This is a genomic window from Enterobacter sp. Y17 (genome assembly GCF_019730495.1).
Taxonomy (GTDB): Bacteria; Pseudomonadota; Gammaproteobacteria; order Enterobacterales; family Enterobacteriaceae; genus Enterobacter; species Enterobacter asburiae_B.
Genome location: NZ_JAASKP010000001.1, coordinates 1,083,738 through 1,110,149, shown reverse-complemented (window position 1 = coordinate 1,110,149; position 26,412 = coordinate 1,083,738). Strand labels below are relative to the sequence as shown.

Genomic DNA, 26,412 nt, shown 5'->3' with positions numbered 1-26,412 from the left:
ATCGCTCCTTACGCTTTCTCGATGTTGACCAGAAACGCCTTGTACTCCGGCGTTTGCGAGTTGGAATCGCCGACGTTTGGCGTCAGGGTATTGGCGATGTAGCCTTTCTGCGCCACGCCCTCAAAGCCCCAGTGCAGTGGGATCCCGACGGTTTCCACCTGCTGGCCGTGCACGTTCAGGCATTGAAGACGACGGGTCACCACCGCCACCGCGCGAATAAAGCCGCGCTTACTGCTTACCTTCACGCGGTCGCCGTTGGCGATGCCTTTCGCCTTCGCCAGCGTCTCGCTGATCTCCACAAACTGTTCCGGCTGCGCGATGGCGTTAAGCCGCGCGTGCTTGGTCCAGGTGTGGAAATGCTCGGTCAGGCGATAGGTCGTCCCTACGTACGGGAACTTGTCCTTTTTGCCTAAGCGCAGGACGTCGTCTTCGTAGATACGCACCACCGGGCTGGAGACCACGTTCGGATGCAGCGGGTTGGTGCCGAGCGGCGTTTCCATCGGCTCGTAGTGTTCCGGGAACGGCCCTTCCGCCAGCTTGTTGAGGGCAAACAGGCGTCCCAGCCCTTCCGGCTGCATGATGAATGGCCCGGTGTTGCTGCCCGGCGCGGCGGTGTTGTAGTCCGGGATATCGTTCCCTGCCCACTTCGCCCCGTTCCACTGGATCAGCATGCGTTTCGGATCCCACGGCTTGCCGTTTACGTCTGCAGACGCGCGGTTGTACAGCACGCGACGGTTCAGCGGCCACGCCCATGCCCAGCCCAGCGTATTGCCCAGCCCGGACGGGTCGGCGTTGTCGCGGTTGGCCATCTGGTTGCCCTGCTCCGTCCAGCTGCCGGTGTAGATCCAGCAGGACGACGCCGTCGTGCCGTCATCACGCAGCAGCGCGAAGCTGTTCAGCAGCTGGCCTTTCTTCGCCACCAGGTTGCCGCTGGCGTCATAGAGATCCGCCAGCGCCACGCCGTTGTTCTCTTTGGCGACTTCCTCTGACTCAGGATGGTCAGGCTGCTTGTAGCTCCAGCCCATCTTCAGCAGCGGCTCAGCGCCCTTGCCGCCTTCGGTGCGGTACATTTCGCGCAGGCGATGGTAAATCCCGGCCAGGATTTCGCCGTCGTTACGCGCTTCGCCCGGCGCATCCTGGCCTTTCCAGTGCCACTGCAGCCAGCGGCCGGAGTTGGCAATCGAACCGTCCTCTTCCGCAAAGCAGGTGGACGGCAGGCGGAACACTTCTGTCTGAATCGACGCCGGATCGACATCGTTCGATTCCCCGTGGTTCTGCCAGAAGGTGGACGTTTCGGTCACCAGCGGATCGATAACCACCATGTACTTCAGCTTGCTCAGGCTGCGAACGACTTTGTTCTTGTCCGGGAAGGAGGCCACCGGGTTAAAGCCCTGGCAGATATAGCCCGTGACGTCGCCCTTATCCATCATGTTGAAGTACTTGATGACGTCGTACGCCTGGTCCCACTTCGGCAGCCACTCAAAGCCCCAGTCGTTCTCCTTCTGCGCCGCGTCGCCGTAGAAGGATTTCATCAGGCTGACGTAGAACTTCGGATAGTTGCTCCAGTAGTTCACCTGGTCCGGCAGCGTCGCTTTCGGCGTATTGGCCTCAAGATACGTTTGCAGGTCGGCCTGCTTTTCCGACGGCAGCGTCAGGTAGCCCGGCAGGCTGGTGGAGAGCAGACCGAGGTCGGTCAGCCCCTGAATGTTGGAGTGACCGCGCAGCGCGTTTACGCCGCCTCCCGCCATGCCCATGTTGCCGAGCAGCAGCTGGATCATCGCCATGGTGCGGATGTTCTGCGCGCCAACGGTGTGCTGCGTCCAGCCCAGCGCGTACAGGAACGTGGTGGTTCTGTCGGCGGCGCTGGTGGAGGCCAGTACTTCACACACCTTCAGGAAGTCCGCTTTCGGCGTGCCGCAGATGTTTTCCACCACCTCCGGCGTATAGCGGGAAACGTGCTGTTTCAGCAGGTTCCACACGCAGCGCGGGTGCGTCAGGGTTTCATCACGCAGCGCGTAGCCGTTTTCATCGAACTGATAGTTCCAGGACGTTTTATCGTACTGGCGTTTTTCGGCGTCATAGCCGCTAAACAGCCCGTCATCGAAGGCAAAATCATCCCGCACCAGCAGGTTCGCGTTGGTGTAGTGCTTAACGTATTCCGCGTTAATTTTGTTGTTTTCGATCAGGTACAGCAGCACGCCGGACAGGAACGTAATGTCCGTACCGGAGCGGATTGGCGCATAGATATCGGCCACCGATGCCGTACGCGTAAAGCGCGGATCGACGACGATAAGCGTCGCATCGTTGTTGTTTTTCGCTTCCATCGCCCAGCGGAACCCCACCGGATGGGCTTCCGCGGCGTTACCGCCCATCACCACCACGACGTTAGCGTTTTTGATATCAACCCAGTGGTTGGTCATCGCACCGCGACCAAATGTTGGAGCAAGACTTGCTACCGTTGGTCCGTGTCAGACGCGCGCCTGGTTGTCTACCGCCAGCATGCCGAGAGAGCGCACAAATTTTTGCGTCAGCATGCCGGTTTCATTACTCGCCGCAGAGGCGCACAGCATCCCGGTGGAAAGCCAGCGGTTAACCGTTACGCCCTGGGCGTTCTTTTCAATAAAGTTGGCGTCGCGGTCGGCTTTCATTAATTTGGCAATACGGGAGAAGGCCTCATCCCAGGAGATACGCTGCCATTTATCAGAACCCGGCGCGCGGTATTCCGGGTAGCGCAGGCGATTTTCGCTGTGTACATAGTCCAGCAGCCCCGCCCCTTTCGGGCAAAGCGCTCCGCGGCTCACCGGATGATCCGGATCCCCTTCAATATGGTATATCGCTTCTCTGGCGTTCTTCGCGCCATCGCCCAGGCTATACATCAAAAGCCCACAACCTACGGAGCAGTATGTGCAGGTGTTACGGATCTCTTTCGCGCGCAGCAGCTTATAGTTGCGTGCCTGAGCCAGCGCCATTTTGGGAACAAATCCCAGCATGGCTGCCGTTGTTCCGGCCATACCGCCCGCGCAGATTTTAAAAAATTGTCTGCGGCTGACGTCCATTGTTGTCCTCGTGTTCGAATAAGACTTCGCGCCGCAAACTAACAGCAAAGCCCCTGTTTTTTTTGCGTCAAATCAAGGTCATCTGCCTTCACCCCCTTAATAGTCACCCCCGGAACCTTTAAATACTCCTTTTTGATTAACGGTTTAAGAGAATAATTGGCGACAGCGTCAGGATGAATGCGATACATTTTTCCTCTGATTTTTATTGCAATGGCGAAGTAATGGACAGAAAGAGAGCAACGCTTATTGGGCTGGCGGCAATACTGTTATGGAGCACCATGGTCGGCCTTATTCGCAGCGTGAGTGAGGGACTGGGCCCGGTAGGCGGTGCGGCGATGATCTACACCCTCAGCGGATTACTGTGTCTGGTGACGGTAGGATTTCCTGATATCAGGCGGTTTTCACCCCGCTATCTTATTGCCGGCAGCGTTTTATTTGTCAGCTACGAAATATGCCTGGCGCTGTCGCTGGGCTATGCCGCAACGCGATCGCAGGCGATTGAAGTGGGCATGGTCAATTACCTTTGGCCAAGCCTGACCATTGTGTTTGCCATCTTGTTCAACGGGCAGAAATCGACCCTGTGGGTGATCCCCGGCTTAGCCGTCTCATTGCTGGGCGTATGCTGGGTATTGGGCGGTGAACAGGGTTTACATCTCGATGAAATAACCCGCAATATCGTCTCCAGCCCGCTGAGCTACGCGCTGGCGTTTGCCGGGGCATTTATCTGGGCCGCCTACTGCACGGTCACAAGTAAATTTGCGAAAGGACAAAACGGCATTACGCTGTTTGTTTTGCTGACCGCGCTGAGCCTGTGGGTGAAATATTTCCTGAGCGATCAGCCCGAGATGGTGTTCACGCTTCCGGTGATGGTGAAACTGGTCATGTGCGGTATTGCGCTTGGGTTTGGTTACGCCGCATGGAATATTGGCATCCTTCACGGTAACGTCACGGTACTCGCTGCCGTATCCTATTTTACCCCTGTCCTCTCCGCCGCGCTTGCCGCCGCAGTGCTGAGTTCGCCCCTCTCATTCTCGTTCTGGCAAGGCGCGCTGATGGTCTGCGCCGGGTCGTTGCTCTGCTGGTACGCAACAAGAAAATAATGCTTCTCTAACGGCCGGGCGAATTTCAGCCCGGCAACATAATTAACATAAATTTAAAGTGTGATCGCTCCTCGGAATATTTATCATAATTATCGCATTTCCGTTTAAATTCGGTTTATATTTGCCGTCTTCTGTAAACGGCCGAAAAGATAATTGACACAAACTGACAACACCATGAAATTAATTAACTGCGAATATTAACGTCATGGATAGCATTAAATGCAATAATTCATTTCTGACTGTTCATGGCAATATTCGCAATATACGTCGTGATTTACCCCTAACCTACTGTTCTTAAGTCAAAACAATAATAATAACCCTCTCAAAGCATCGACAATACCGAAATCTAACGCAATAGACTAAAACACGCAGAAATTATAGCGATAGCAATAGTCCCGCAGAATACACAATTATTAATCGTATGAAATTCGGTCGCATTGTTTGAATAATCGCCTTTTTGCACGATCGAGATCACACTAATTGAAATTATCTATAATATTTTGAAACTTATTATTGAAATAAGACTACGAGATTTTTAAAAATAGCATGCCATTGACGAACAGCCTCGTTTAGAAATCGTTTACAGTGGTTCAGGAAATACTCAAAAAAAAATTATAAGGAACATTTAAGATGAAACTTAAATTAGTTGCAGTGGCAGTCACTTCCATGCTGGCAGCAGGCGTTGTTAACGCTGCCGAAATTTACAACAAAGACGGTAACAAGCTGGATCTGTACGGTAAAGTAACAGGTCTGCACTATTTCTCTGATGACGCTGGCGCAGATGGCGATAAAACCTACATGCGTATCGGCTTCAAGGGCGAAACTCAGGTTAACGACCAGCTGTCCGGCTACGGCCAGTGGGAATACCAGATTCAGGGTAACAAAGACGAAGGCGACAACCAGTCCTGGACCCGTGTGGCGTTTGCCGGTCTAAAGTTTGCTGAAGCAGGCTCCTTTGATTACGGTCGTAACTACGGCGTAATTTACGACGTGACCTCCTGGACCGACGTTCTGCCAGAATTCGGCGGCGACACCTACGGTGCCGACAACTTCCTGCAGTCTCGTGCAAACGGCGTTGCGACATACCGTAACCAGGACTTCTTTGGTCTGGTTGACGGCCTGAACTTTGCTCTGCAGTATCAGGGCAAAAACGGCAGCGTAAGCGGTGAAAACACCAGCGGTCGCAGCCTGCTGAACCAGAACGGCGACGGTTACGGCGCGTCCCTGACTTACGATCTGGGTGAAGGCTTCAGCGTGGGTGGCGCAATGTCCTCTTCACGTCGTACCGCTGACCAGAATGCGGCTGGCGTATACGGTGAAGGCGACCGCGCTGAAGTGTACAGCGGTGGTGTGAAATACGACGCGAACAACATTTACCTTGCTGCACAGTACTCTCAGACCTATAACGCAACCCGCTTCGGTACCTCTAACGGTAATCGCAGCGACATCTACGGTTTTGCAAACAAGGCGCAAAACTTCGAAGTTGTGGCTCAGTATCAGTTCGACTTTGGCCTGCGCCCATCCATCGCTTACCTGCAGTCCAAAGGTAAAGACATCGAAAACTTCGGCGACCAGGATCTGGTTAAATACATCGATGTTGGCACGACCTACTATTTTAACAAAAACATGTCCACCTACGTGGATTACAAAATCAACCTGCTCGACGACAACCAGTTCACTCGCCAGGCAGGCATCGGTACCGACAACATCGTTGCGCTGGGTCTGACCTACCAGTTCTAAATCTTGTCTGTACAAAAGCCAGCTGAATAAGCTGGCTTTTTTTTATCCGTCACTTTTACCCGGATGACGGCTCCCCGCTCGCCGCCCGGCGCAGCCAGTTTTGCAGCAGCTTACCGTCCTCGGTCATCTCCGAATCCGAACGCACGCAGAGGTGATAGTCGCGCCCGTCATCGATGGGTAAGTCAAATATCTTCACCAGCTCGCCGCTCTCAAGATAAGGCGCGATCAGCGGCTCGCGCATCAGCGCGCAGCCCAGCCCGGCCTGCACGCCCGCCAGCGTTAACAGCCCGTCTTCAAACAGGGGGCCGCTGCGCCGCAGAGCTCGTTTTACCCCCTGCAGCAGAAACCACTGCGGCCACGTGGTGCGCTCTTCATCATGCAGCAGCGGCATTTGCAGCAGTTGCTCAGGCGTGTCGATATGGCCATGAATGCGCAAAAACGCGCGGCTGCACACCGGCACCATCTGTCCGGAAATCAGCTTTTCGCTCTGATAGCCCGCCCACTGGCCGTTACCAAAACGAATCGACATATCCGACGCATCGCTCAGATAGTTACGGTGGTTGGCATACACTACGTTGATCTCGGTCTGCGGATTGGCACGCATAAAATCAGGCAGACGCGGGATAAACCACCCCATGCCAAAAAGCGGGATCAGGCTGATGGTGACCTGACGCGTTTGCGCCTGCTCGGCCAGATGCTCCGTTGCCTGGCGCAGCACGTTAAACGCCGCACGGATCGAACGGTAATATTCCCGTCCGTGCTGGCTCAGCACCAGCCTGCGCCCCTGACGCGCCGTCAGCGGCATTTGCAGATACCCTTCGAGCACCTTGAGCTGATGGCTGACCGCCGACGGTGAGATATCCAGCTCCTGCGCGGCCAGCGTAACGCTGCCCAGCCGGGCGATGGCCTCAAAGGCACGGACGGCCCGAAGCGGCGGATCGTTTGCCAGGCGACTGTCTGCATACGCAGGCAAACCCGCCGATTGTTCTGTTTTATTCATATATTGATTTCTTTAGGCTTTTCACCAGAGAACGCGATTACATTATCTTTATATAAATCATTAAGATAAAACAATAGCGGTTTATCATAAGAAATAATATATGTGTATTTTACAATTAAATTCATTTATCGGATGGTAGCCGCAGAAAGAAGACTTTGCGGGAACAGACGTTGGATACACTCATACAACAATTGATCAACGGTGTGATGCTGGGCAGCATTTACGCGCTAATCGCGCTGGGCTATACCATGGTGTATGGCATCTTGCGCATTATTAACTTTGCTCACGGCGATATTCTGATGGTCGGTGCGCTCACCACCCTTTCCGCCATTAACGCCCTGAACACTACCTTTCCTCACATGCCGCTGCTGTTGCAGCTTGGCGTTGCCCTGGCGATTGCCATGGCCGTTTGCGCCCTGCTGGCAATGGCCGTAGAGCGCTTTGCCTACCGTCGACTGCGCAACGCCCCGCGCCTGGCACCGCTTATCTCAGGTATCGGCGTCTCGGTCCTGCTGCAAACCGTGGCGATGATTATCTGGACGCGCAATCCGCTGATGTTCCCGCAGATCCTGCCCATGGAACCGATCGCCGTAACGTCGGGAAGTGAAATGCATCCCCCCGCCATTGTGACCGTCACCGGCATTGTTACCGTGGCGCTGGCGCTTGCGGTGATGACGGGGCTATGGCTGCTGGTGGAATACACCCGCCTGGGCCGCGGCATGCGCGCCGTGGCGGAAAACCCGCGCGTTGCCACGCTGATGGGGGTTAACCCCAATGCCATTATTACCCTGACGTTCGCCATTGGCGGCGTGTTCGCCGCGCTGGCAGGCGTCATGATGGCCAGCAACTACGGCAACGCCAGCTTCTCGATGGGCTTTTTGCCCGGGATCAAAGCCTTTACCGCCGCCGTGCTGGGAGGTATTGGTAACATTCGTGGCGCCATGATTGGCGGGATCCTGCTCGGCATTATCGAAGCGCTGGGCGCAGGTTACCTGGGTGAACTGACCCACGGCGTCTTTGGCAGCAACTATCAGGACGTTTTTGCCTTCATGGTCCTGATTCTGGTGCTGGTTTTCCGTCCGGCAGGCCTGCTGGGCGAGCGCGTAGCGCACAGGGCGTGAGGGAAACAATGACAACGCTTCAACTACAAACCCCGGCGGCGACGCGCAAATTCTGGTCAGGCATGGTCCTGTTCTGCCTCGCGCTGCTGATTGCTCCCGTGGTGGCCACGCAGCTTGGCGGCAACTACTGGGTGCGCGTTATCGACTTCGCCCTGCTCTACATCATGCTGGCGCTGGGGCTTAACATTGTGGTGGGCTATACCGGCCTGCTGGATATGGGGTTTATCGCCTTTTACGCGGTCGGCGCCTACCTCGCAGCACTGATGGCCTCGCCACACCTGCTTGAGGTTTTCCCGATCCTCAATGTCTGGTTCCCGGACGGGCTGCACACCTCATATCTGCTGATTATTCCGCTGGCGGCGCTCGTCGCTGCGGTCTGCGGCATTTTACTGGGTGCTCCCACGCTGAAGCTGCGCGGGGACTACCTGGCGATAGTGACCCTCGGCTTTGGCGAAATCATCCGCATCCTGATGCGCAACCTCGACCGTCCGGTGAACATCACCAACGGTGCAAAGGGCATTACCGGGGTGGATACGCTGAATCTGTTCGGCCTGAAGTTCAGCGGCGTATACCACTGGTTTGGTTTCAAAGTGCCCGCCCTGTGGCTGTGGTACTACCTGCTGATGCTGGTGATTGTGGCGATTATTTTTGTCTGCCTGCGCCTGCAGCATTCCCGTATTGGCCGCGCCTGGCACGCCATCCGTGAAGATGAGGATGTGGCCCGCGCGATGGGCATCAACGTGCGTAACTATAAGCTGCTGGCCTTTGCGATGGGTGCCTCTTTTGGCGGCGTGGCGGGTGCCCTGTTCGGCGCGTTCCAGGGCTTTGTCTCCCCGGAATCCTTCACGTTACAGGAATCCATTGCCGTACTGGCGATGGTGGTGCTGGGCGGGATGGGACACATTCCGGGCGTGATCCTCGGCGCGATACTGCTTACCGCCCTGCCGGAACTGTTGCGCAGTCAGGCAGCTCCGGTTCAGCAGGCGCTGTTCGGTACGGTACTGATTGACCCGGAAGTGCTGCGTCAGCTGTTCTACGGCCTGGCGCTGGTGCTGGTCATGCTGGTGCGTCCTGCCGGGATCTGGCCGGTACGCCACAAGGAGGTGAATACATGAGTCTGTTAACCGTACGCAACATGTCCAAACGCTTCGGCGGGCTTACCGCCGTGGATGACGTTTCGATCGCCGTGAACAAGGGCGAGATCTACGGCCTGATTGGTCCTAACGGGGCGGGAAAAACCACCTGTTTTAACCTGATCACCGGGCTTTATCCGGCGGACAGCGGTGAATTTTCCATTGCAGATAAGCCCTATTTCCCAAAGCACATTGAGAAAGTCACCGCCGCCGGGATCGCGCGCACCTTCCAGAACGTGCGCCTCTTTAACGACATGTCGGTGCTGGAAAACGTGATGGTGGGCCGCCACGTGCGCACCCGCAACGGCCTGTGGGCCGCGCTGAGCCGTCACAAACGCGCTCGCGAAGAAGAGAAACAGACCCGGGAGCTGGCCTGGCACTGGCTGGAGTACACCGGCATTGCGAAGTTCGCCCACTACCGCGCCTGCGATCTGGCGTATGGCCATCAGCGACGTCTGGAGATTGCCCGCGCGCTGGCAACGGATCCGCTGCTGCTGGCGCTGGACGAACCCGCCGCCGGGATGAACGCTGCTGAAAAAGTGGCGCTCGGCGAGCTGCTTATCCGCCTTCGCGATGACGGCAAAACCCTGCTGATGATTGAACATGACGTCAAGCTGGTGATGGGCATCTGCGATCGCCTGACGGTGCTTGATTACGGCAAAACGCTCGCCAGCGGCACGCCGGAGAGCGTGCGTCGCGACCCGGCGGTGATCGCCGCCTGGCTTGGAGGCAACGCCCATGTCTGAATTACTGAAGGTGGAACGTCTGGACGTGCATTACGGCGGCATTCAGGCCGTACGCGATGTCTCTTTTACCCTGCGCGAGGGCGAACAGGCTACGCTGATCGGCGCTAACGGCGCGGGGAAAAGCTCCACCGTGCGCGCCATTACCGGGCTGGAAAGCTTTAGCGGCCGTATTGAATTCAACGGTAAAGCGGTGCGTAAGCACAGGCCCGAAACCCTGCTCCGTGACGGTCTGGTGATGGTCCCGGAAGGCCGGGGGATCTTCTCCCGAATGACGGTGCTGGAAAACCTGCAGATGGGCGCCTGGCTCAGGCGTGACACTGTCACCGTTAAGCGTGAGATGAACGAGACCTTCGAGCGCTTCCCGCGCCTGGGAGAACGCCAGCATCAGCTCGCTGGCCTGCTGTCCGGCGGTGAGCAACAGCTGCTGGCCCTTAACCGCGCCCTGCTCAGCCGCCCGCGCCTGCTGATCCTCGACGAACCCTCGATGGGCCTCGCCCCGAAGATGGTAGAAAACATTTTTGCCGTCATTGCCGGCCTGCGCGAGCGCGGCGTTGCCCTGCTGCTCATCGAACAAAACGCCCGTCTCGCGCTGGAGGTGACCGACAGCGCGTGGGTGATGGACAGCGGCAGCATTGTTCATCATGGCGAATCGAAAGCGCTGCTCAATGACGACCAGATTGCACAGATTTATTTGGGCGAAATGCCCGTTTAACAACACCAGCCAACATCAGGGAAATACAATGAAAACAGTAAAAATCAGTGCGCTTAGCGCCGCTATCCTCCTCGGCAGCTTTGCCTCGACGGCCGCGTGGGCAGCCGACGGTGAAACCGTGGTTATCGGCCTGGCAGGCCCGCTCACCGGCCCGTCTGCCCGTATCGGTAAGGATCTGGAGAACGGCGCGCAGCTGGCCATTGACGACATTAACAAGCAGCACCCGACCATCGGTGGCAAAGCGGTGACCTTCAAACTGCAGTCCGAAGACGATCAGTCCGACCCGCGCACCGCCGTGGCCGTGGCGCAGCGTCTGGTGGATAGCGGCGTGGCGGGCGTTGTCGGTCACTGGAACACCGGTACCAGCATTCCTGCCGCACGTATCTATCACGATGCGGGCATCGCACAGGTGGCACCGGTCGCGACCGGTCACGCCTATACCAGGCAGGGTTTTGATACCAGCTTCCGCGTGATGGGCCACGACGACGACGGCGGTCAGTTTGCCGGTCAGTACGCGGTCAATACGCTGAAAGCCAAACGCATTGCGGTGATCGACGACCGTACCGCCTTTGGTCAGGGACTGGCGGACCAGTTCATTAAATCCCTTGAAGCGCAGGGCGTGAAGGTTGTCGATCGTCAGTACGTGGATGACAAAACGGTGGACTTCAGCGCCGTGCTGACCGCCATCCGGAGTAAAAACGCCGATCTGATCTTCTTCGGCGGCGTCGACAGCCAGGCCGCACCGCTGGCGCGTCGTATCAAACAGCTGGGCATGAACGCCACCCTGATGGGCGCAGGCGGATTTGTCAGCCAGACCTTCCTGCAGCTGGCGCAGAAAGAAGGCGAAGGCGTGGTGGCGCTGGAGCCGGGTCTGCCCGTTGACCAGATGCCGGGTGGAAAGGCATTCGAACAGGCCTATCAGTCCCGCTACCACACCCATATCGAACTGCACGCCCCGTTCGCCTATGACGCCACCCGCGTGCTGGTTGCGGCGATGGAAAAAGCAGACTCCGTTGAGCCGTCCGACTATCTGCCCGCCCTGCGCGCCATCAGCTACTCCGGCGTCACCGGCCAGATCGCGTTTGATAAAGAAGGTAACCTGAAATCGCCGTCGTTCACCGTTTACAAAGTTGTCGACGGCAAATGGCAGCCGCAGACCGTGCTGGGTGGCGCAAAAGCGAAGTAACGCAGCGAGGGCAATGTGATGAGTGATAATAACGAGCTGGGCATTCTCGCCCGCCGCAAAATTGAAGCAGAAATTATTAAGCCAATTTATGAAATCCTGGTGCGCGAGATAGGGAAATCCCGCGCCCAGGCGGTCATTGGCGAGGCCATTGAGCAGGCCGCGATTGACGCTGGCAAAGCGTTTGCCAGGAAAGAACCCAACGGCGCGGACGTCAAGAGCTTCATCGCCCTGCAGTATCTGTGGGAGAAAGATAACGCCCTGGACGTGAAGGTGATCGACGCCGACGACCAGCAGTACAACTACAACGTAACCCGCTGTCGCTACGCGGAGATGTATCACGAAATGGGGCTGGGCGAGATTGGTCATCTGCTCTCCTGCGCGCGCGATGAAAAATTCATCGTTGGCTATGCGCCTGACGTGAAGCTGACCCGCACGACCACCATCATGCAGGGCGGTTCGTGCTGTGATTTCCGCTACCGCAGCAGTAAGGACAAAACATGATCCGCGTCAACGCCGAACGGCTGTGGTCAACGCTAGAGATGATGGCGCAGATCGGCGGCACGCCCGCCGGCGGCGTGACCCGCCTGGCGCTGAGCGAGGAAGACCGGATTGCCCGTAACCTGCTGCGCGACTGGGCGCTGGACGCGGGTTTCACCTGCGAGGTCGACAGCATGGGCAATATGTTTATCCGTCGCGCGGGGAAAAACCCGCAGCTTGCCCCGGTCATGACGGGTTCACATTTGGATACCCAGCCGCTGGGCGGTAACTACGACGGTGTTTACGGCGTGCTGGCCGGGCTGGAGCTACTGCGCACCCTTAACGATCATAACGTTGAGACCGAGCGTGACGTTGTGCTGGTGAACTGGACTAACGAAGAAGGCGCGCGCTTTGCGCCAGCTATGCTCTCTTCAGGGGTCTGGACGGGACAGTTTAGCGAAGCGTACGCCCATGCCCGCGCGGATAACGATGGCATCACCGTGGGCGAAGCGCTGGATAGCATTGGCTACCGGGGTGAAACCCCTGCCCGCGCGTTTCAGGTTCACGCCTGCTACGAACTGCACATCGAACAGGGCCCGATCCTGGAAGATGAAGCCATTGATATCGGGTTAGTCCGCGCGGCAATGGGCCAGCGCTGGTTTACCCTGACGCTGGACGGATTCGCCGCCCACGCGGGCACGACGCCGATGCACAGCCGCCGCGACGCGCTGACCGCCTTCGCAGAGCTGGCGCTGAAGGTGGAAGAGATTGGCTACCGGCATGCGCCGGACGGACGCGCGACGATCGGTATGGCGAAGGTTACGCCAAACTCGCGCAACGTCGTGCCGTCTCGCGTGGAATGCAGCGTTGAGTTTCGCCATCCTATGCAGCAGGCGCTGGAAGCCATGGAAGCTGCGCTGCATAAGGTGGCTGAAAGCCTCAGCCTGCGCGGCGTCGCGGCTGCCGTTGAGCGTATTTTCGACTACGCGCCCATCGCGTTTGACGCCGAATGCCTGGCGCGTTCGGAGAAGGCCGTGGCGGAACTGGGCTATTCGTCGAAACCGATGGTCTCCGGTGCGGGACATGACGCCTGCTATGTCAGCAAAATGGCGCCCGCCAGCATGATCTTTATCCCCTGCGTGAAAGGCATCAGCCATAACGAAGCGGAAAGGATCCTGCCAGAGTGGGCGGAGAAAGGGGCGAACGTGTTATTGCATAGCGTCCTGTCCGCGTCCCTTGAGAGATAGAACGGTGCGAAAGCAGAGGACCTCTGCTTTCGCCAGAATCTACACGGCAACGCGTCGGCTGATTTCGACAACCCGATCGCTGGGAAGGTGATAGTGGTTGATGACGTGCGTGCAGTTGCGCTTCATGAACGCAAAGATGTGCCGTTGCCAGGCCGCCATCCCTGCCTCACCCTCGCCTGCCACAATGGTTTCATGCCCGACATACCAGGTGGCGTCATCCGTGGCGAAAAGCGCGTTAATCTCGCTGACACCCTGCAGCAAACGCGGGATGTCCGGATGTTCCATAAAGCCATACTGGGCCACGCCGTGCCAGTAGCCCGGCGCGCGCTGCTCTACCCTGATGCGTTGTTCTTCCCCCACGTAGGGCACATTCAGAATATCAATGGTAAGCGACAACACATCCTGCTGGAGCGCCCGGTTTCGCGCGACGTGCCAGCGCATGACCGGCGGGATATTGTTCTGCGTACGGGTCAAAAAGACGGCGGAGCCCGCCACTCTGGGCACCGTTTTTTGCTGAAGCTGGGCAAAGAACGCATCCACGCTGACGCCCTTCTCGCCCACCGATGCGGATACCGCCTTAATGCCGCGGTGCCAGATCAGCATCACCGTACAAATAGCGGCGGCCATCAGCAGCGGAATATAGCCGCCCTCCAGGACCTTAATCAGATTGGCAAACAAGAAGGTGGCATCAATCACCAGAAAACAGAGGGCAATCACCGCGCTGCTGGCGAGGCTCCAGCGCCACACTTCGCGCATTGCCACAAACAGCAGCCCCGTGGTCATCAGCATGGTTAACGACACGGCAATGCCGTACGCGGCGGCGAGCTTATCGGAGGATTTAAAGAACACCACCAGCCCGATGGTCACCCCCATCAGCAGCCAGTTGATTATCCCGATATAAATCTGGCCGTAGCTTTCCGCCGCCGTCTGCTTGATGCGCAATCGGGGTAACCAGCCAAGCTGTATGGCCTGGCGCGTCATGGAAAAAGCGCCGGTAATAATCGCCTGACTGGCGATGATCGTCGCCAGCGCGGCAAGAATGATGAGCGGAACCTGCAGCACCGGCGGACAGAGCGTATAGAAAAGGTTTTGTTTGCTGTCGGCACCGGCCAGAATCAGCGCTGACTGGCCGGCATAGTTGAGCAGCAGCGAAGGAAAGACGATGCCGTACCAGGCAAGCCAGATGGGCTTTTTGCCAAAATGCCCCATGTCTGCATACAGGGCCTCGGCCCCCGTCACGCAGAGAAAAACGCCGCCCAGGACCAGGAAACTGGTGTACCCGTTCGAAAACAAAAACGCGATGCCGTACGCAGGGTTGAGGGCCAGCAATACCGAGGGGTGTTGTACGATCCCCCGCACGCCCAGGGCAGCAATCGCCAAAAACCAAACCGCCATGACCGGGCCAAATATTTTCCCTATTCGCGCAGTGCCAAAAGGCTGAAGAAGAAACAGCCCCAGCAGAACCGCCACCGTCAGGGGTAATATGTACGGCTGAGATTCAGGAATGACCATCTCCAGCCCTTCAAGGGCAGAAAGCACGGAGATAGCCGGGGTTATCGCGCCGTCACCGTAAATTAAAGCGGCGCCGATAAGGGCGGAAAAAATAACCCAGCGCCCGCCTTTGCCTTTCTCCACCAGAAGCGACATTAAGGCCATGATGCCTCCCTCGCCATGATTATCAATTCGCATGGCGAAGGCGGCATATTTTATGGACGTTACCAGGATGAGTGTCCAGGTAATCAGGGAGAGCAGGCCCAGTATGACGCCGGGCGTAGGGTCATGCTCAGAGAGCGACAGCACCGTGCGGAAGGTATAAAGCGGGCTGGTGCCGATATCACCAAAAACTACGCCCAGCGCGCCCCCTGCAAGCAGGGTTAACCGGGAGAGCGGTTGGGACGGTTCACTGCTGTGGCGAGGGCTCATATTTTCCAGCAAGAGTCAGATAATCCTTTAAAAAACATAGCCCATCTGCCCCACCCGTGCCAACCGCGCGCCCTGTATTACTGCGGCTTGACCCTCGCCAGGCTGAACCAGATCCCCACTGCCAGCAACAGCAGCATTCCGCCCGCGCTGCCCAGCGCCACGCTGTGCGAGGTGATAAACGCGCTTTTCGCCGCCTCAATCACCGACTCCGCCAGCGTCGGGGTCAGATCCTGCGCCACCTTCATCGCCTCACCAATGGATGACGAGGCTTTATCTGCGAGCGAGGCGTTCAGCCCCTGCGGCAGGTCAATCGACGCCGAGAAGCTGCGGGTCAACAGCAGACCAAAGATGGCGATCCCCAGCCCGGCGCCCAGTTCATAGGACATGGTTTCAATGGCCCCCGCGGCGGCGGCTTTCTCTTTCGGCGCAGCGGCCATAATCGCCGAGGTCGAGGCCAGCAGCGCGCTGGCGGCGCTGAAGCCGAGCAGCACCATCAGGGCAGAAGCCAGCAGCTGCTGCGTGCTGAAATCAAGCATCGACAGGCCGATAAAGCTAACGGCGCTGAGCCCCATTCCGCCAGCCGCGACGATGCGTAGCCCTAATCGCCCGACCAGCACGCCCGCGATCGGACCGCTAAACCCGCTCGCCACCATCAGCGGCAGCATGAACATTCCCGCTTCAAACGGCGTAAAGCCATGAACAAACTGCAGCTCCTGGGCCATCAGCAGCTCAAACCCGACCAGGGCAATCATGGCGGTCATCGCCATCACCACGCCGCTCAAAATGATGCGATGGCAGAACAGACGCATGTCGATCATCGGCACGCGGGCGCGGAGCTGAATACGCACGAAGATAAACAGCAGCACCGAGCCGGTAACCAGCGCGGACGCGACCACCCACGGCGACAGTGCGCCTTTGAGGGCTGTTTTTGCGCTGTAGACCAGCAGCAAAATCGCCACAATCAGCATAATGGCATGGCTGATATTCAGCGGCTGCTCCGGGCGTCCCTGCTGAGGAGGCACAAAACGCGCCGCCAGCGAAACCACCACCAGCACGATCGGTACGTTGATTAAAAACACCGAGCCCCAGTAGAAATGCTCGAGCAGCATACCGCCAATCAGCGGGCCAAACGCCGCGCCACCGGACCCCACCGCGGCCCAGACGCCGAGCGCAATATTACGATCCCGCGCGTTGATAAACAGCGTGCGGATCCCAGCCAGCGTAGCCGGAATAATCATCGCCGCGCCGATTGCCAGCGAGGCGCGCGCCGCAATCAGCCACCCTGCTGACGGGGCAAACGCTGCCGCCAGCGACGACAGGCCAAACAGCGTGCTGCCAATCATGAGCAGTCGTTTAAAGCCAATGCGGTCACCCAGGGCGCCCATCGGCAGCACCATTCCCGCCATCACCAGCGAGTAAATATCGATGATCCACAGCAATTCATTGCCGCTGGCGCCCAGCGTCATGCTCAATGTCGGCGCCGCCACGTGCAGCACCGTCGCGTCGATCGCCACCGGGATATACACCAGCACGATAATCACTAACGCTAACCACTGACGAAACATAAATTTCCTTTTCTTTTAAAACATGGACACATGTCCAGGATGCGATCCTACGTAAAGTTGAACGCATGTCCAGCTTTTTGTTACACTCGTTTCATTCCCATTGAGAGTGAGTAAACATGCGATATCTGAGCAAGGATGAACGGCGGGAAGCCATCTTACAGGCTGCCATGCGCGTGGCGCTGGCTGAAGGACTGGCGGCAATGACGGTACGCCGTATTGCCGCCGAAGCCGGAGTCGCCACCGGCCAGGTGCATCATCATTTTACGTCCGGCGGCGAGCTAAAATCGCTGGCCTTCGTACGGCTAATTCGCGAGCTGCTGGATGCGGATGTCGCGGGTAGACAGGCCGGCTGGCGGGAACAGCTTCATGCCATGCTCGGCAGCGATGACGGGAGGTTTGAGCCCTATATTCGCCTGTGGCGTGAGGCGCAGATCCTCGCCAGCCGCGATGCCGATATCAAAGGCGCCTATGTGATGACCATGGAGATGTGGCACCAGGAAACGGTGGCGCTTATCAAAGCGGGAACGGAGGCCGGGGCATTAAATCCGGGCGATCGGGCGGAAAATATTGCCTGGCGCTTGATTGGTCTGGTGTGCGGTCTTGACGGAATGTATATCTTAAACATGCCCGAAATGGACGAAGCCGCCTTTAATAACCATCTTGATAAATTAATCACGCTCGAGTTGTTTAATACGCCGTCTAAGCAGTGATGTTGCCGGGTAGCGGCGACGCCTTACCCGGCCTGCGTATTATTTCCCGGCCTGAGGATGTGTATCAAAGCCCGCCATTACCGCCGTCAGCTCCGCCAGTGAAAATCCGTGTTTTGCATCGTCAACGCCCAGCCCAAAGCGTTCCTGCATCAGCTGGTAAAGCGCCTCAGCATCCGGCAAATGGATCTGCTCTTCTACGTGACCGTTCTGCCAGTGGGTAAAGTTGAAGTTGGTTAGCGTCAGCTTGCCGCCGTCCGGCAGATGGCGACACATCAACAGATGATGACGAAAATGCGACTGCGGCCAGTGCGCCGACCAGAAATTCCCCATCACGTAATCGCTGAAATACTGCGTCGTCAGGTCAAACTGGTACATCGACTGCCAGTGCTCGTGGTGACGGAACTGCAGCACCCAGTCGTTCCCCTCGCTCAGCAGACGATACAGCCCGTGCGGCGTCTCCTGTTCTTCATTAGCGAGCAGTCGAATCGGCGCCGTCAGCGTCTGGCCGCCAAACCCCACATCGGCAATCCAGCGCTCACCGTTAAGCTCAACCAGCAGCAGACGGTGCGTGCGCGGAGGCATTTGCGGCGGATTCGCTAATACCACGCGCCCCAGCACGCTACGCACCGTAAACCCGACTTCACGCAGGACGCGCTCGAACAGACCGTTTTGCTCAAAGCAGTACCCTCCGCGACGTGCGGTGACCAGCTTGTCGACCAGACACCGATCGTCAAGCTGGATTTCGCGTGGCAGAACGACATCAATATTCTCAAAAGGGATGGCACAGTTGTGATGTAAATGCAGCGCGCGCAGGGTATCGATATCCACCCGCGTCGGTTGCGCCCAGCCGATGCGGGCAAAATAGGCGGTCAGAAATGGGGACATGCATCAGTTTCCTTTGATTGAGATGTTCTGTTTATAAACTAATTTTACGCATCCACTTTGATTTACGTGCTTTTTCGTCATACTACATCGGTGTAGATGAGGAGATCCTATGAGCCACTTTCGCCCCGTTGAATTACGTCATGCCAGCCGTCTGCTGAACCACGGCCCAACTGTGCTTATCACCAGTCGGGATGAAAGCCTCGACAGACGCAACGTGATGGCCGCCGCATGGTCAATGCCCGTTGAGTTTGAACCGCCGCGCATCGCGATAGTCGTGGATAAAAGTACCTGGTCACGCGAGCTGATTGAGCGCAGCGGGAAGTTTGGCATCGTCATTCCCGGCGTGGCGGCGGCCAACTGGACATACGCGGTCGGTAGCGTCAGCGGGCGCGATGAGGACAAATTCAACTGCTACGGGATCCCGGTCGTGAACGGTCCTGAACTTGGCCTGCCGGTAATTGAAGAGAAATGTCTGGCGTGGATGGAGTGTCGGTTATTACCCGTGACCTCCGCGGCTGAGAAATACGATACCCTGTTTGGGGAAGTGGTTTCAGCGGCAGCCGATGAACGCGCGTTTATCGCCGGGCGCTGGCAGTTTGACGGGGATAAGCTGAATACGCTGCATCATCTTGGTGCCGGGACGTTTGTCGCGAGCGGGAAGATGGTGAAGGCGCTGGATTGAGAAAACCCTCCCCCTACAGGGAGAGGGTAACCGTATTACTTCGCACGTCGTGAAATAATCTCATCCGCAACATTCCGCGGGGCTTCCGCAAAATGATGGAACTCCATCGTATACGTCGCGCGTCCCTGGGACATCGAGCGCAATGTCGTGGCATAACCAAACATCTCTGCCAGCGGCACGTCAGCGCGAATAATCTGACTTCCGTACTGCTCTGCCATCCCCTGCACCATGCCGCGGCGGGAAGAAAGATCGCCCATAATGTTACCGGCATACTCCTCCGGCGTTTCCACCTCCACGTGCATGATCGGCTCGAGAATCACCGGATCCGCCCTGCGGGCGCCCTCTTTGAAGCCGAGGATCGCCGCCATGCGGAACGCCATCTCAGACGAGTCGACGTCGTGATACGAGCCAAACGTCAGCGTCGCTTTGACATCAACGACCGGATAGCCCGCCAGCACGCCGCTGTTCATCGCTTCCCGCAGCCCTTTCTCAACGGACGGGATATACTCGCGCGGCACCACGCCGCCCTTGGTGGCATCTTCAAATTTAAAGCCACTCCCGGGCTCCAGCGGCTCCAGGCTCAGCACCACATGGCCGTACTGCCCTTTACCGCCGGACTGACGAACAAATTTACCTTCGATATCCTTCACCGTTTTACGCAGGGTTTCACGGTAGGTTACCTGTGGGCGGCCAATGTTCGCCTCAACGCCAAACTCACGCTTCATGCGGTCGACGATGATCTCAAGGTGTAGCTCACCCATCCCGGAGATAATGGTCTGGCCGGACTCTTCGTCAGTATGCAGGCGGAAAGACGGATCTTCCGCCGCCAGACGCTGCAGCGCGATCCCCATTTTCTCCTGATCGCCTTTGGTTTTCGGCTCGATCGCCAGCGAGATAACCGGATCCGGGAACTCCATGCGTTCAAGCGTGATCACGGCATTCGGATCGGTGAGCGTGTCGCCGGTAGTCACATCCTTCAGCCCAACGCAGGCCGCAATGTCTCCGGCGCGCAGTTCGTCCACCTCGTGGCGATCGTTGGCATGCATCAGCACGATACGCCCGATGCGCTCTTTCTTCCCTTTAACCGGGTTGTACACCGCGTCGCCTTTGCGCAGCACGCCAGAGTACACGCGGATAAAGGTCAGTTGACCGACGTACGGGTCGCTCATCAGCTTGAATGCCAGGGCCGAGAACGGCTCATCATCGCTTGGATGACGCTCCGCGTGCTGCCCTTTTTCATCCACGCCATCAATGGCAGGCACGTCCAGCGGCGACGGCATGAGCTCAATGACCGCATCGAGCATGCGCTGCACGCCTTTATTTTTGAACGCGCTGCCGCACAGCATCGGCTGAATTTCACCCGAGATGGTGCGAATACGCAGCCCTTTGATAATTTCCGCTTCCGTCAGGTCGCCGGTTTCCAGGTATTTGTCCATCAGCTCGTCGCTGGCTTCCGCCGCCGCAGAGACCATTTTTTCCCGCCATTCCAGGGCGGTACTGACCAAATCGTCCGGCACGGGCGCATAGGTAAACACCATGCCCTGCGTCGCGTCGTCCCACAGAATGGTGCGCATCTTGATGAGATCCACCACGCCGGTGAAATGATCTTCTGCCCCCACCGGGATGACAATCGGCACCGGATTGGCCTTCAGGCGCTCCTGCATCATCCGCACGACGCGGAAGAAATCGGCACCCGGCCGGTCCATTTTGTTGACGAAGGCCAGACGCGGAACGTGATATTTATTGGCCTGACGCCAGACGGTTTCCGACTGCGGCTGCACGCCGCCCACGGAGTCATACACCATCACGGCGCCGTCGAGCACGCGCATGGAACGTTCCACCTCAATGGTGAAATCCACGTGCCCCGGGGTGTCAATGATGTTGATCCGGTGCGGCTCATAGCCTCTGTCCATACCCGGCCAGAAGCAGCTGACGGCCGCGGAGGTAATCGTGATCCCGCGCTCTTGCTCCTGCGCCATCCAGTCAGTGGTTGCCGCGCCATCGTGTACTTCACCCAGCTTGTGGCTCATCCCGGTGTAAAACAGGATGCGCTCAGTGGTGGTGGTTTTACCGGCATCGATATGCGCGGAGATACCGATGTTGCGATAACGTTCGAGAGGGATGGGTCGGGGCATGATATTTCCTTAGTCACTATGACTTGTCTGTGACGACCAGGATGGTCGTGCATTCGTTCGTTTGCTATAATAGTCCTATTGTACGAGTATTATCGAACTATTTTTTAACGGTTGACCTATTGTTGATATAGCTCAATCTGACGCCAAACGCAGGAAAACGATGATCCCAAACCACCCTGAAACTGAACAAATACTGCTGGAAAATGTGCTGTTTGCCCTCGGCAACCCGCTCCGGCTTGCGATCATTCGCCGTCTGGCCGATGGTAGCGAACTCAGCTGTAACGCGCTGCGCCCGGAGGATGTAGTGAAATCGACAATGACCCACCACTGGCGCGTACTGCGCGACAGCGGCGTTATCTGGCAGCGCCCGCAGGGGCGGGAGAACATGATTTCGTTGCGAAGAGAGGATCTGGATGCCCGTTTTCCAGGGCTGATGGAGATACTTTTACAAGCTAAATCATAAGGATATACCTATTACCCCCTGAAAAATGCCCCGTAAAGATGTAAGGGGCATAATGTCAGCAGAGGGGTTTATCTTACGTGCATACGATATTCAATCATTCCACTTTTCTTCGCAATCCAGTCGTACAATCGTTGCCCGCGATAGTTGGCTTCATGCGTATGCCAGTAAAGGTGACTGGCATGATGTTTTCTGGCTTCTCTCTGAACATATTCTATTAACTGTTTGCCAATGTGTTTGCCCCTTACGGCTTCGCAGACGTATAAATCTTCGAGGTAGCAGTAATCGCTCTCAGCCCATGTCGAACGGTGAAAAAGATAATGCGCAAAACCCACTACGTCTCCATTACATCGTGCCACCACGCAGAATAGCGGCTCAACGGGGCTGAAAAATCGTTGCCAGGTTCGTTCAGTAATTGCCCCGGACAGATCGACGTTGTAAAACGCCTGATATTTTCCCCATAGCGGCATCCAGCTTTCAAAATCACGTTCTTTAACTGCCTCAATTATCACACTCGTATTATTCATATTGCCTCTTTGCTTATCCGTTTATTCGTTTCAGGAAGAGTGTATTCGCTGAATGGCACGTTTTGCCCCGCCAATTCTCGCCATCAAGGCAGACCAATTTTTCATCCTGCTGCGTGCACTATTGCTTTAGAATCAAGAGATACAGAGGGAAAGTGGACAACGTAATGTTTAAGCACGCGCAGCTAGAAACGGTTAAGGCATGGATTAACGACCCCGCTAACGGATCGCTACCGCTTCATGAAAGGATCCAGAGAGCAATACGAATGCTGATACTGGAAGGGATATTATCTCACGGTAAGGCCCTTCCTGCTTCACGCGCGCTGGCGGCTTCTCTCAGCGTTTCCCGGGACACCATTGAAGCGGCCTACTCCAGCCTGCATGCCGAAGGTTTTATTGAGAGACAAACAGGCAGAGGGAGCTTCGTCTCTTCCAGCGCGCGTTTTTTAAAACCCCGTCCTCGACAGCATCAGCCAACCGCTGAGATACGAAAAGCAAAACTCAGCGTCCGGGGAAAGATCGTTTATGAAAGCGGCGGGATCCGCGAGTTTTCTTCACCTCGCCCCCTTGCGCCCGGCATTCCTGAAACCCGCATGTTTCCCCTTCCGATCTGGGAGCGTCTTCAGCGACAGGTACTGAAGGAGTTTCAGCACCAGGCGTTAGAGCAAAGTCCACCCCAGGGTATAGAGCGCCTGCGACGGGCAATTGCGGAATATGTCAACCTTGAGCGCGGAACGCGTGCGAGGGCAGAACAGGTCATCGTTCTGACAAGTTCTCAACAGGCGCTTGCGCTCTGTTCCCACGTGCTGATGGACGCCGGGGATGGCATTGTCATTGAAGATCCCTCCTATCAAGGGGCACACAAAGCGTTCAACGCTGCAGGGCTTCGCTGTATTCCGGTTCCTCTTGATGAAAAAGGCATCTCGGTTGACGGGCTTAATTCTCTGACCGAGCCTGCCAGGGCGATCTACCTTACGCCTTCTCATCAGTACCCCACCGGGGTGACGCTCTCTCTTGACCGACGACTGGCAATTGTTAAATGGGCAAACCGTTACGGAGCCTGGATTATTGAGGATGACTATGACAGCGAGTTTCACTACGAAGGTAAGCCTATGGCCAGTCTTCAGGGGCTTGATACGTATAACCGGACAATTTATATCGGCACGTTCACCAAGTCTCTGTTCCCTGGGCTACGTATTGCCTACATGATCGTTCCCTCAGAATTGACAGAGCCCTTTACCATGGCGAGGACGTTAATGGATGGTCACACCGCCTCAATAACCCAGCTGACGCTGGCTAAATTTCTGGAGGGAGGCCATTTTGGCGCCTATGTTCGTAAGATGCGGAGTATTTATGTTGCTCGTCGCGACACGCTGGCAAGCATGATGGACGAATATCTCTCCGAATATGTTACCTGTGAAACGCCTGCGGGGGGAATGCAAATGCCTTGTCACCTGAAGCACGGCATATCCGAGAAAGAAATAGCCACCGCCGCCCGACGCGCGGGTGTTGATATACTTGGTCTTACCAATTTATATGCAGGTCCCCCCGCGTCCACCGGTTTTTTGATGGGATTTGCTGCTTACACGGAAAGGGAAATAGAAGACGCTGTAAAAAAACTGGCCGCAATTTTCCGTCATGTTTGATGCCGTCGACCGGTCAGCGGCGAATACTCATTCCGGGCGAGCAAGGCTATAAACAGGGATCCGCCGGGTTGTTTTGGTGAGCGTATCAAACACCTCGGCGTCGGACGTCACGATCCTCATCCCCGTTTTGCGTAATCTCTGCACATCGGCCGCGATGCGCTGAATGCCAAACCAGAAAAGCCCGTCGAGTGCCGTCACCGACAGCCCGTTTTCCAGCGCCAGCCTGAGGCGTTCCTTCGGGGCTTTAACCTGCTGGGCAATTTGCCGGTAAGGCAGTTCATTGCATCCTGTCGCGTCACTGCGCTGGATACGCGTTTTCAGCTGATAGGTAAATTCGTCAGGTATTCCGCCGAGATCCGTTTTAAGGCTATAGACGCAGCCAAAGCGCTTGCCGTTAAACAGAACATTTTTCTGACTGAGCTGCAGCTCTTTTCTAACAACGTCTATCAGCTGGGGCGCACGGGTAAGGAGCAGCCTGAAGGGCAGCTCGAAGCTGGTGACGTAATCCACATTGAGCAACGCGAGGCGCAGCCGCTCCTCTGCACCGGACTGTTGCTCACGACACTCCTCCATCACCTCTGCCCACTGGCGCGTCAGGCGCTCCGGTTCGGCGGCTTCGGTAAGGAGGTATTTTTCAATCTGATAATCAACTCTTCCGGTCATCGTGTGGTATCCCGTCGCTGTGGGTGCGGTAATTCTATACAGCGCGGTGAGTTTTATAAAGGACTGAACCGCAGCGGCACCCTGAAAATGTCGTTGCGATTCAGCATCCTGACGTTTCGGATCAGTGCGCCATTATCCAGCCCATCAGCAGCGTGGCGAAAATCACCGTCGACGCGCCGCCGATGCGGGTGGCGATCTGCGCGAACGGCATCAGCGACATCCGGTTAGACGCGGACAAAATGGCCACGTCCCCCGTTCCGCCCAGCCCGCTGTGGCAGCAGGTCACAATGGCCGCTTCCACAGGATACATATTCAGACGCGAGGCGATAAAGTAGCCGCTCAGCGCCATCGCAATCACGACCGAACCGCACACCACCACGTATCCCACCGAGAAGACCGACACCACGCTTTCAAGCGGCACGTATAACATCCCGAGGCCGATCATCAGCGGCCAGACCAGCGCAGCCGAGACGAATTTATAGCAACTGTGCGCGCCCTGCTCCATTGAGGCCGGGATAACCCTGAAGTATTTACACAGGACGGCAATCAGGATCATCAGCACCGGGCCGGGAATGTGTACCAGTTTTTCAAACAATCCGCCGACGATGAAAAACGCGCACACCATCAGCAATCCGCCCCCCATCAGATGAAAATCCGTCTGCTGCGTGCTTTGCGCCCCGGCAAAAAGGCTGGCGTCGTCTTTACTCCGCGTAAGCATGCCATTTCCCGAAAGCGCAGGGCGTTTCGCGCCGAGACGCGCCAGCGAGCCCGCACAAATAATGGCGAAGATATTCCCGACGACCGCAGCGGGTGCCAGCTGTGCAACGTAGACGTCCGGCGTCTGCCCCAGTATTGCCGAATAGGCCAGGGACAGCGGCAAAATCCCCTCGCCAATCCCGCCGCCGATGATGGGCACAATGATGAAGAAGAAGGTGTGGTAAGGCGTATAACCAAACAGTGAGCCCACAATGAGGCCGCTCAGCACGGCCATGCATGTTCCGGCCACCAGCGGAACAAACATGCGCATCATCCCCTGGATCAGCAGCACCCGGTTCATCCCCAGAATGCTGCCGACCACCAGGCAGGCGATGACGAAATAGAGCAGATTCGCCTCTTTCATCAGCAGATGCACGGTATCAAGGGTATGTTTCCCGAATACGCCAAAATAGACCAGCACGGAGGGGACCATCAGGCACAGGATCGCCGGGCCGCCGATATCTTTCAGCACCGGGATTTGACGCCCTACCTTGGCAAACGCGAAGCCGAGGGTCATGATGACCGCGAGTCCACCAATCATATTTTTTGGCAGCAGCCCTGCCCAGGCGGACGTCGCCACAATCGCGGCAATCCCGACGAACAGCATCAACGGGACCGTGCCCACCTCGGTATTGTTGAGCCCAAAGGCAAAACGCGAGGTCGACAGTTCAGAAGTGGGTACAGGATTATCTTTCATATAATCACCTGAATTTGTGTTCGGATAAACAGAGAAAGGAATAACTGAAACTATTCCTGATACGAATAAATGTTTTTAAATATAAATAAAGACTTAGATGGCCTTTTCTAAAATCAGGCTCAACATGAAATTAGCACGGGCCTGCCGGGAGAAATGTGAACAATTCGGCTCTTTGCGTTTAAATAACTTAATTCAGCATTAAGTAACTAAAGTTATTTATGGCGACCATTGTCGCTTTCTTGCGTCTT

The 26,412-nt window shown here is 56.7% G+C and carries 22 protein-coding genes; 13 read left to right on the top strand and 9 right to left on the bottom strand.

Going from position 1 to position 26,412, the window contains the following annotated elements:
• Positions 1-8 precede the first annotated feature (8 nt).
• On the bottom strand, positions 9-3,056 hold the full coding sequence (gene fdnG / locus HCH49_RS05105) for a formate dehydrogenase-N subunit alpha (RefSeq protein ID WP_221702297.1): 3,048 nt from the start codon (positions 3,054-3,056) through the stop codon (positions 9-11).
• Between the two features lie 221 nt (positions 3,057-3,277).
• Between fdnG and yddG the strand changes: the two genes are divergently transcribed.
• Entirely contained in the window at positions 3,278-4,156 is an 879-nt protein-coding gene (yddG, locus tag HCH49_RS05100; protein WP_047060943.1) for an aromatic amino acid DMT transporter YddG, read from the top strand.
• 630 nt (positions 4,157-4,786) lie between these two features.
• Positions 4,787-5,896, top strand: a complete 1,110-nt coding sequence (locus tag HCH49_RS05095) for a porin OmpC (protein WP_033145646.1) — start codon at positions 4,787-4,789, stop codon at positions 5,894-5,896.
• A gap of 55 nt (positions 5,897-5,951) precedes the next feature.
• Here HCH49_RS05095 and HCH49_RS05090 read toward each other — a convergent pair whose 3' ends face one another.
• Positions 5,952-6,896, bottom strand: a complete 945-nt coding sequence (locus tag HCH49_RS05090; protein WP_221702296.1) for a LysR substrate-binding domain-containing protein — start codon at positions 6,894-6,896, stop codon at positions 5,952-5,954.
• Positions 6,897-7,066: 170 nt separating this feature from the next.
• Here HCH49_RS05090 and HCH49_RS05085 point away from each other — a divergent pair, with 170 nt between their 5' ends.
• The 7 genes from HCH49_RS05085 to HCH49_RS05055 are packed head-to-tail and all read left to right on the top strand — an operon-like array spanning position 7,067 to position 13,518.
• Positions 7,067-8,017, top strand: coding sequence for a branched-chain amino acid ABC transporter permease (locus HCH49_RS05085; RefSeq protein ID WP_069302874.1), 951 nt, complete (start codon positions 7,067-7,069; stop codon positions 8,015-8,017).
• An 8-nt stretch (positions 8,018-8,025) separates the two neighbouring features.
• Entirely contained in the window at positions 8,026-9,132 is a 1,107-nt protein-coding gene (locus HCH49_RS05080; RefSeq protein WP_221702295.1) for a branched-chain amino acid ABC transporter permease, read from the top strand.
• A complete protein-coding gene (locus HCH49_RS05075) occupies positions 9,129-9,896 on the top strand; it encodes an ABC transporter ATP-binding protein (protein WP_039262838.1) in 768 nt (255 codons plus the stop codon). The genes HCH49_RS05080 and HCH49_RS05075 overlap by 4 nt, the downstream gene beginning before the upstream one ends.
• Positions 9,889-10,608, top strand: a complete 720-nt coding sequence (locus HCH49_RS05070; RefSeq protein WP_221702294.1) for an ABC transporter ATP-binding protein — start codon at positions 9,889-9,891, stop codon at positions 10,606-10,608. The genes HCH49_RS05075 and HCH49_RS05070 overlap by 8 nt, the downstream gene beginning before the upstream one ends.
• Before the next feature lie 28 nt (positions 10,609-10,636).
• Positions 10,637-11,794, top strand: coding sequence for a branched-chain amino acid ABC transporter substrate-binding protein (locus tag HCH49_RS05065; RefSeq protein ID WP_048977578.1), 1,158 nt, complete (start codon positions 10,637-10,639; stop codon positions 11,792-11,794).
• An 18-nt stretch (positions 11,795-11,812) separates the two neighbouring features.
• Positions 11,813-12,295 carry an L-2-amino-thiazoline-4-carboxylic acid hydrolase gene (locus HCH49_RS05060; protein ID WP_210867165.1) on the top strand — a complete coding sequence of 161 codons (483 nt, stop codon included), beginning with the start codon at positions 11,813-11,815 and terminating at the stop codon, positions 12,293-12,295.
• A complete protein-coding gene (locus HCH49_RS05055) occupies positions 12,292-13,518 on the top strand; it encodes a Zn-dependent hydrolase (RefSeq protein WP_221702293.1) in 1,227 nt (408 codons plus the stop codon). Before HCH49_RS05060 ends, HCH49_RS05055 begins: the two co-directional genes overlap by 4 nt.
• Positions 13,519-13,557: 39 nt before the next feature.
• Here HCH49_RS05055 and HCH49_RS05050 read toward each other — a convergent pair whose 3' ends face one another.
• Positions 13,558-15,441 (bottom strand): potassium transporter Kup, encoded by a 1,884-nt coding sequence (locus HCH49_RS05050; protein WP_087822862.1) that lies wholly within the window; start codon positions 15,439-15,441, stop codon positions 13,558-13,560.
• 77 nt (positions 15,442-15,518) lie between these two features.
• On the bottom strand, positions 15,519-17,006 hold the full coding sequence (locus HCH49_RS05045) for an MFS transporter (RefSeq protein WP_064672602.1): 1,488 nt from the start codon (positions 17,004-17,006) through the stop codon (positions 15,519-15,521).
• 116 nt (positions 17,007-17,122) lie between these two features.
• Here HCH49_RS05045 and HCH49_RS05040 point away from each other — a divergent pair, with 116 nt between their 5' ends.
• Positions 17,123-17,716: a TetR family transcriptional regulator gene (locus HCH49_RS05040; protein WP_221702292.1), complete on the top strand. Its 594-nt coding sequence runs from the start codon at positions 17,123-17,125 to the stop codon at positions 17,714-17,716.
• Positions 17,717-17,755: 39 nt separating this feature from the next.
• Here HCH49_RS05040 and nhoA read toward each other — a convergent pair whose 3' ends face one another.
• Positions 17,756-18,601 carry an N-hydroxyarylamine O-acetyltransferase gene (nhoA, locus tag HCH49_RS05035; protein ID WP_048978826.1) on the bottom strand — a complete coding sequence of 282 codons (846 nt, stop codon included), beginning with the start codon at positions 18,599-18,601 and terminating at the stop codon, positions 17,756-17,758.
• Positions 18,602-18,710: 109 nt separating this feature from the next.
• On the opposite strand from nhoA, the gene HCH49_RS05030 reads away from it, so the two are divergent.
• Complete coding sequence (locus HCH49_RS05030) at positions 18,711-19,283, top strand: flavin reductase family protein (protein WP_033145657.1); 573 nt, start codon at positions 18,711-18,713, stop codon at positions 19,281-19,283.
• A gap of 35 nt (positions 19,284-19,318) precedes the next feature.
• On the opposite strand, the gene fusA is transcribed toward HCH49_RS05030, so the two are convergent.
• Positions 19,319-21,418: an elongation factor G gene (gene fusA / locus HCH49_RS05025; RefSeq protein ID WP_167818605.1), complete on the bottom strand. Its 2,100-nt coding sequence runs from the start codon at positions 21,416-21,418 to the stop codon at positions 19,319-19,321.
• A 160-nt stretch (positions 21,419-21,578) separates the two neighbouring features.
• On the opposite strand from fusA, the gene HCH49_RS05020 reads away from it, so the two are divergent.
• The gene (locus tag HCH49_RS05020; protein WP_033145659.1) at positions 21,579-21,881 is read left to right on the top strand and encodes an ArsR/SmtB family transcription factor; all 303 of its coding nucleotides are present in this window, start codon (positions 21,579-21,581) and stop codon (positions 21,879-21,881) included.
• A gap of 68 nt (positions 21,882-21,949) precedes the next feature.
• Here the strand turns inward: HCH49_RS05020 and HCH49_RS05015 are convergent, their stop codons facing one another.
• Positions 21,950-22,405 (bottom strand): GNAT family N-acetyltransferase, encoded by a 456-nt coding sequence (locus tag HCH49_RS05015; protein ID WP_087822649.1) that lies wholly within the window; start codon positions 22,403-22,405, stop codon positions 21,950-21,952.
• Positions 22,406-22,569: 164 nt separating this feature from the next.
• Between HCH49_RS05015 and HCH49_RS05010 the strand changes: the two genes are divergently transcribed.
• Positions 22,570-24,048 carry a PLP-dependent aminotransferase family protein gene (locus tag HCH49_RS05010; RefSeq protein ID WP_221702291.1) on the top strand — a complete coding sequence of 493 codons (1,479 nt, stop codon included), beginning with the start codon at positions 22,570-22,572 and terminating at the stop codon, positions 24,046-24,048.
• A 27-nt stretch (positions 24,049-24,075) separates the two neighbouring features.
• On the opposite strand, the gene HCH49_RS05005 is transcribed toward HCH49_RS05010, so the two are convergent.
• On the bottom strand, positions 24,076-24,711 hold the full coding sequence (locus HCH49_RS05005; protein ID WP_167818607.1) for a helix-turn-helix domain-containing protein: 636 nt from the start codon (positions 24,709-24,711) through the stop codon (positions 24,076-24,078).
• 121 nt (positions 24,712-24,832) lie between these two features.
• Positions 24,833-26,164, bottom strand: a complete 1,332-nt coding sequence (locus tag HCH49_RS05000) for a 2-hydroxycarboxylate transporter family protein (RefSeq protein ID WP_033145663.1) — start codon at positions 26,162-26,164, stop codon at positions 24,833-24,835.
• Positions 26,165-26,412: the final 248 nt, after the last annotated feature.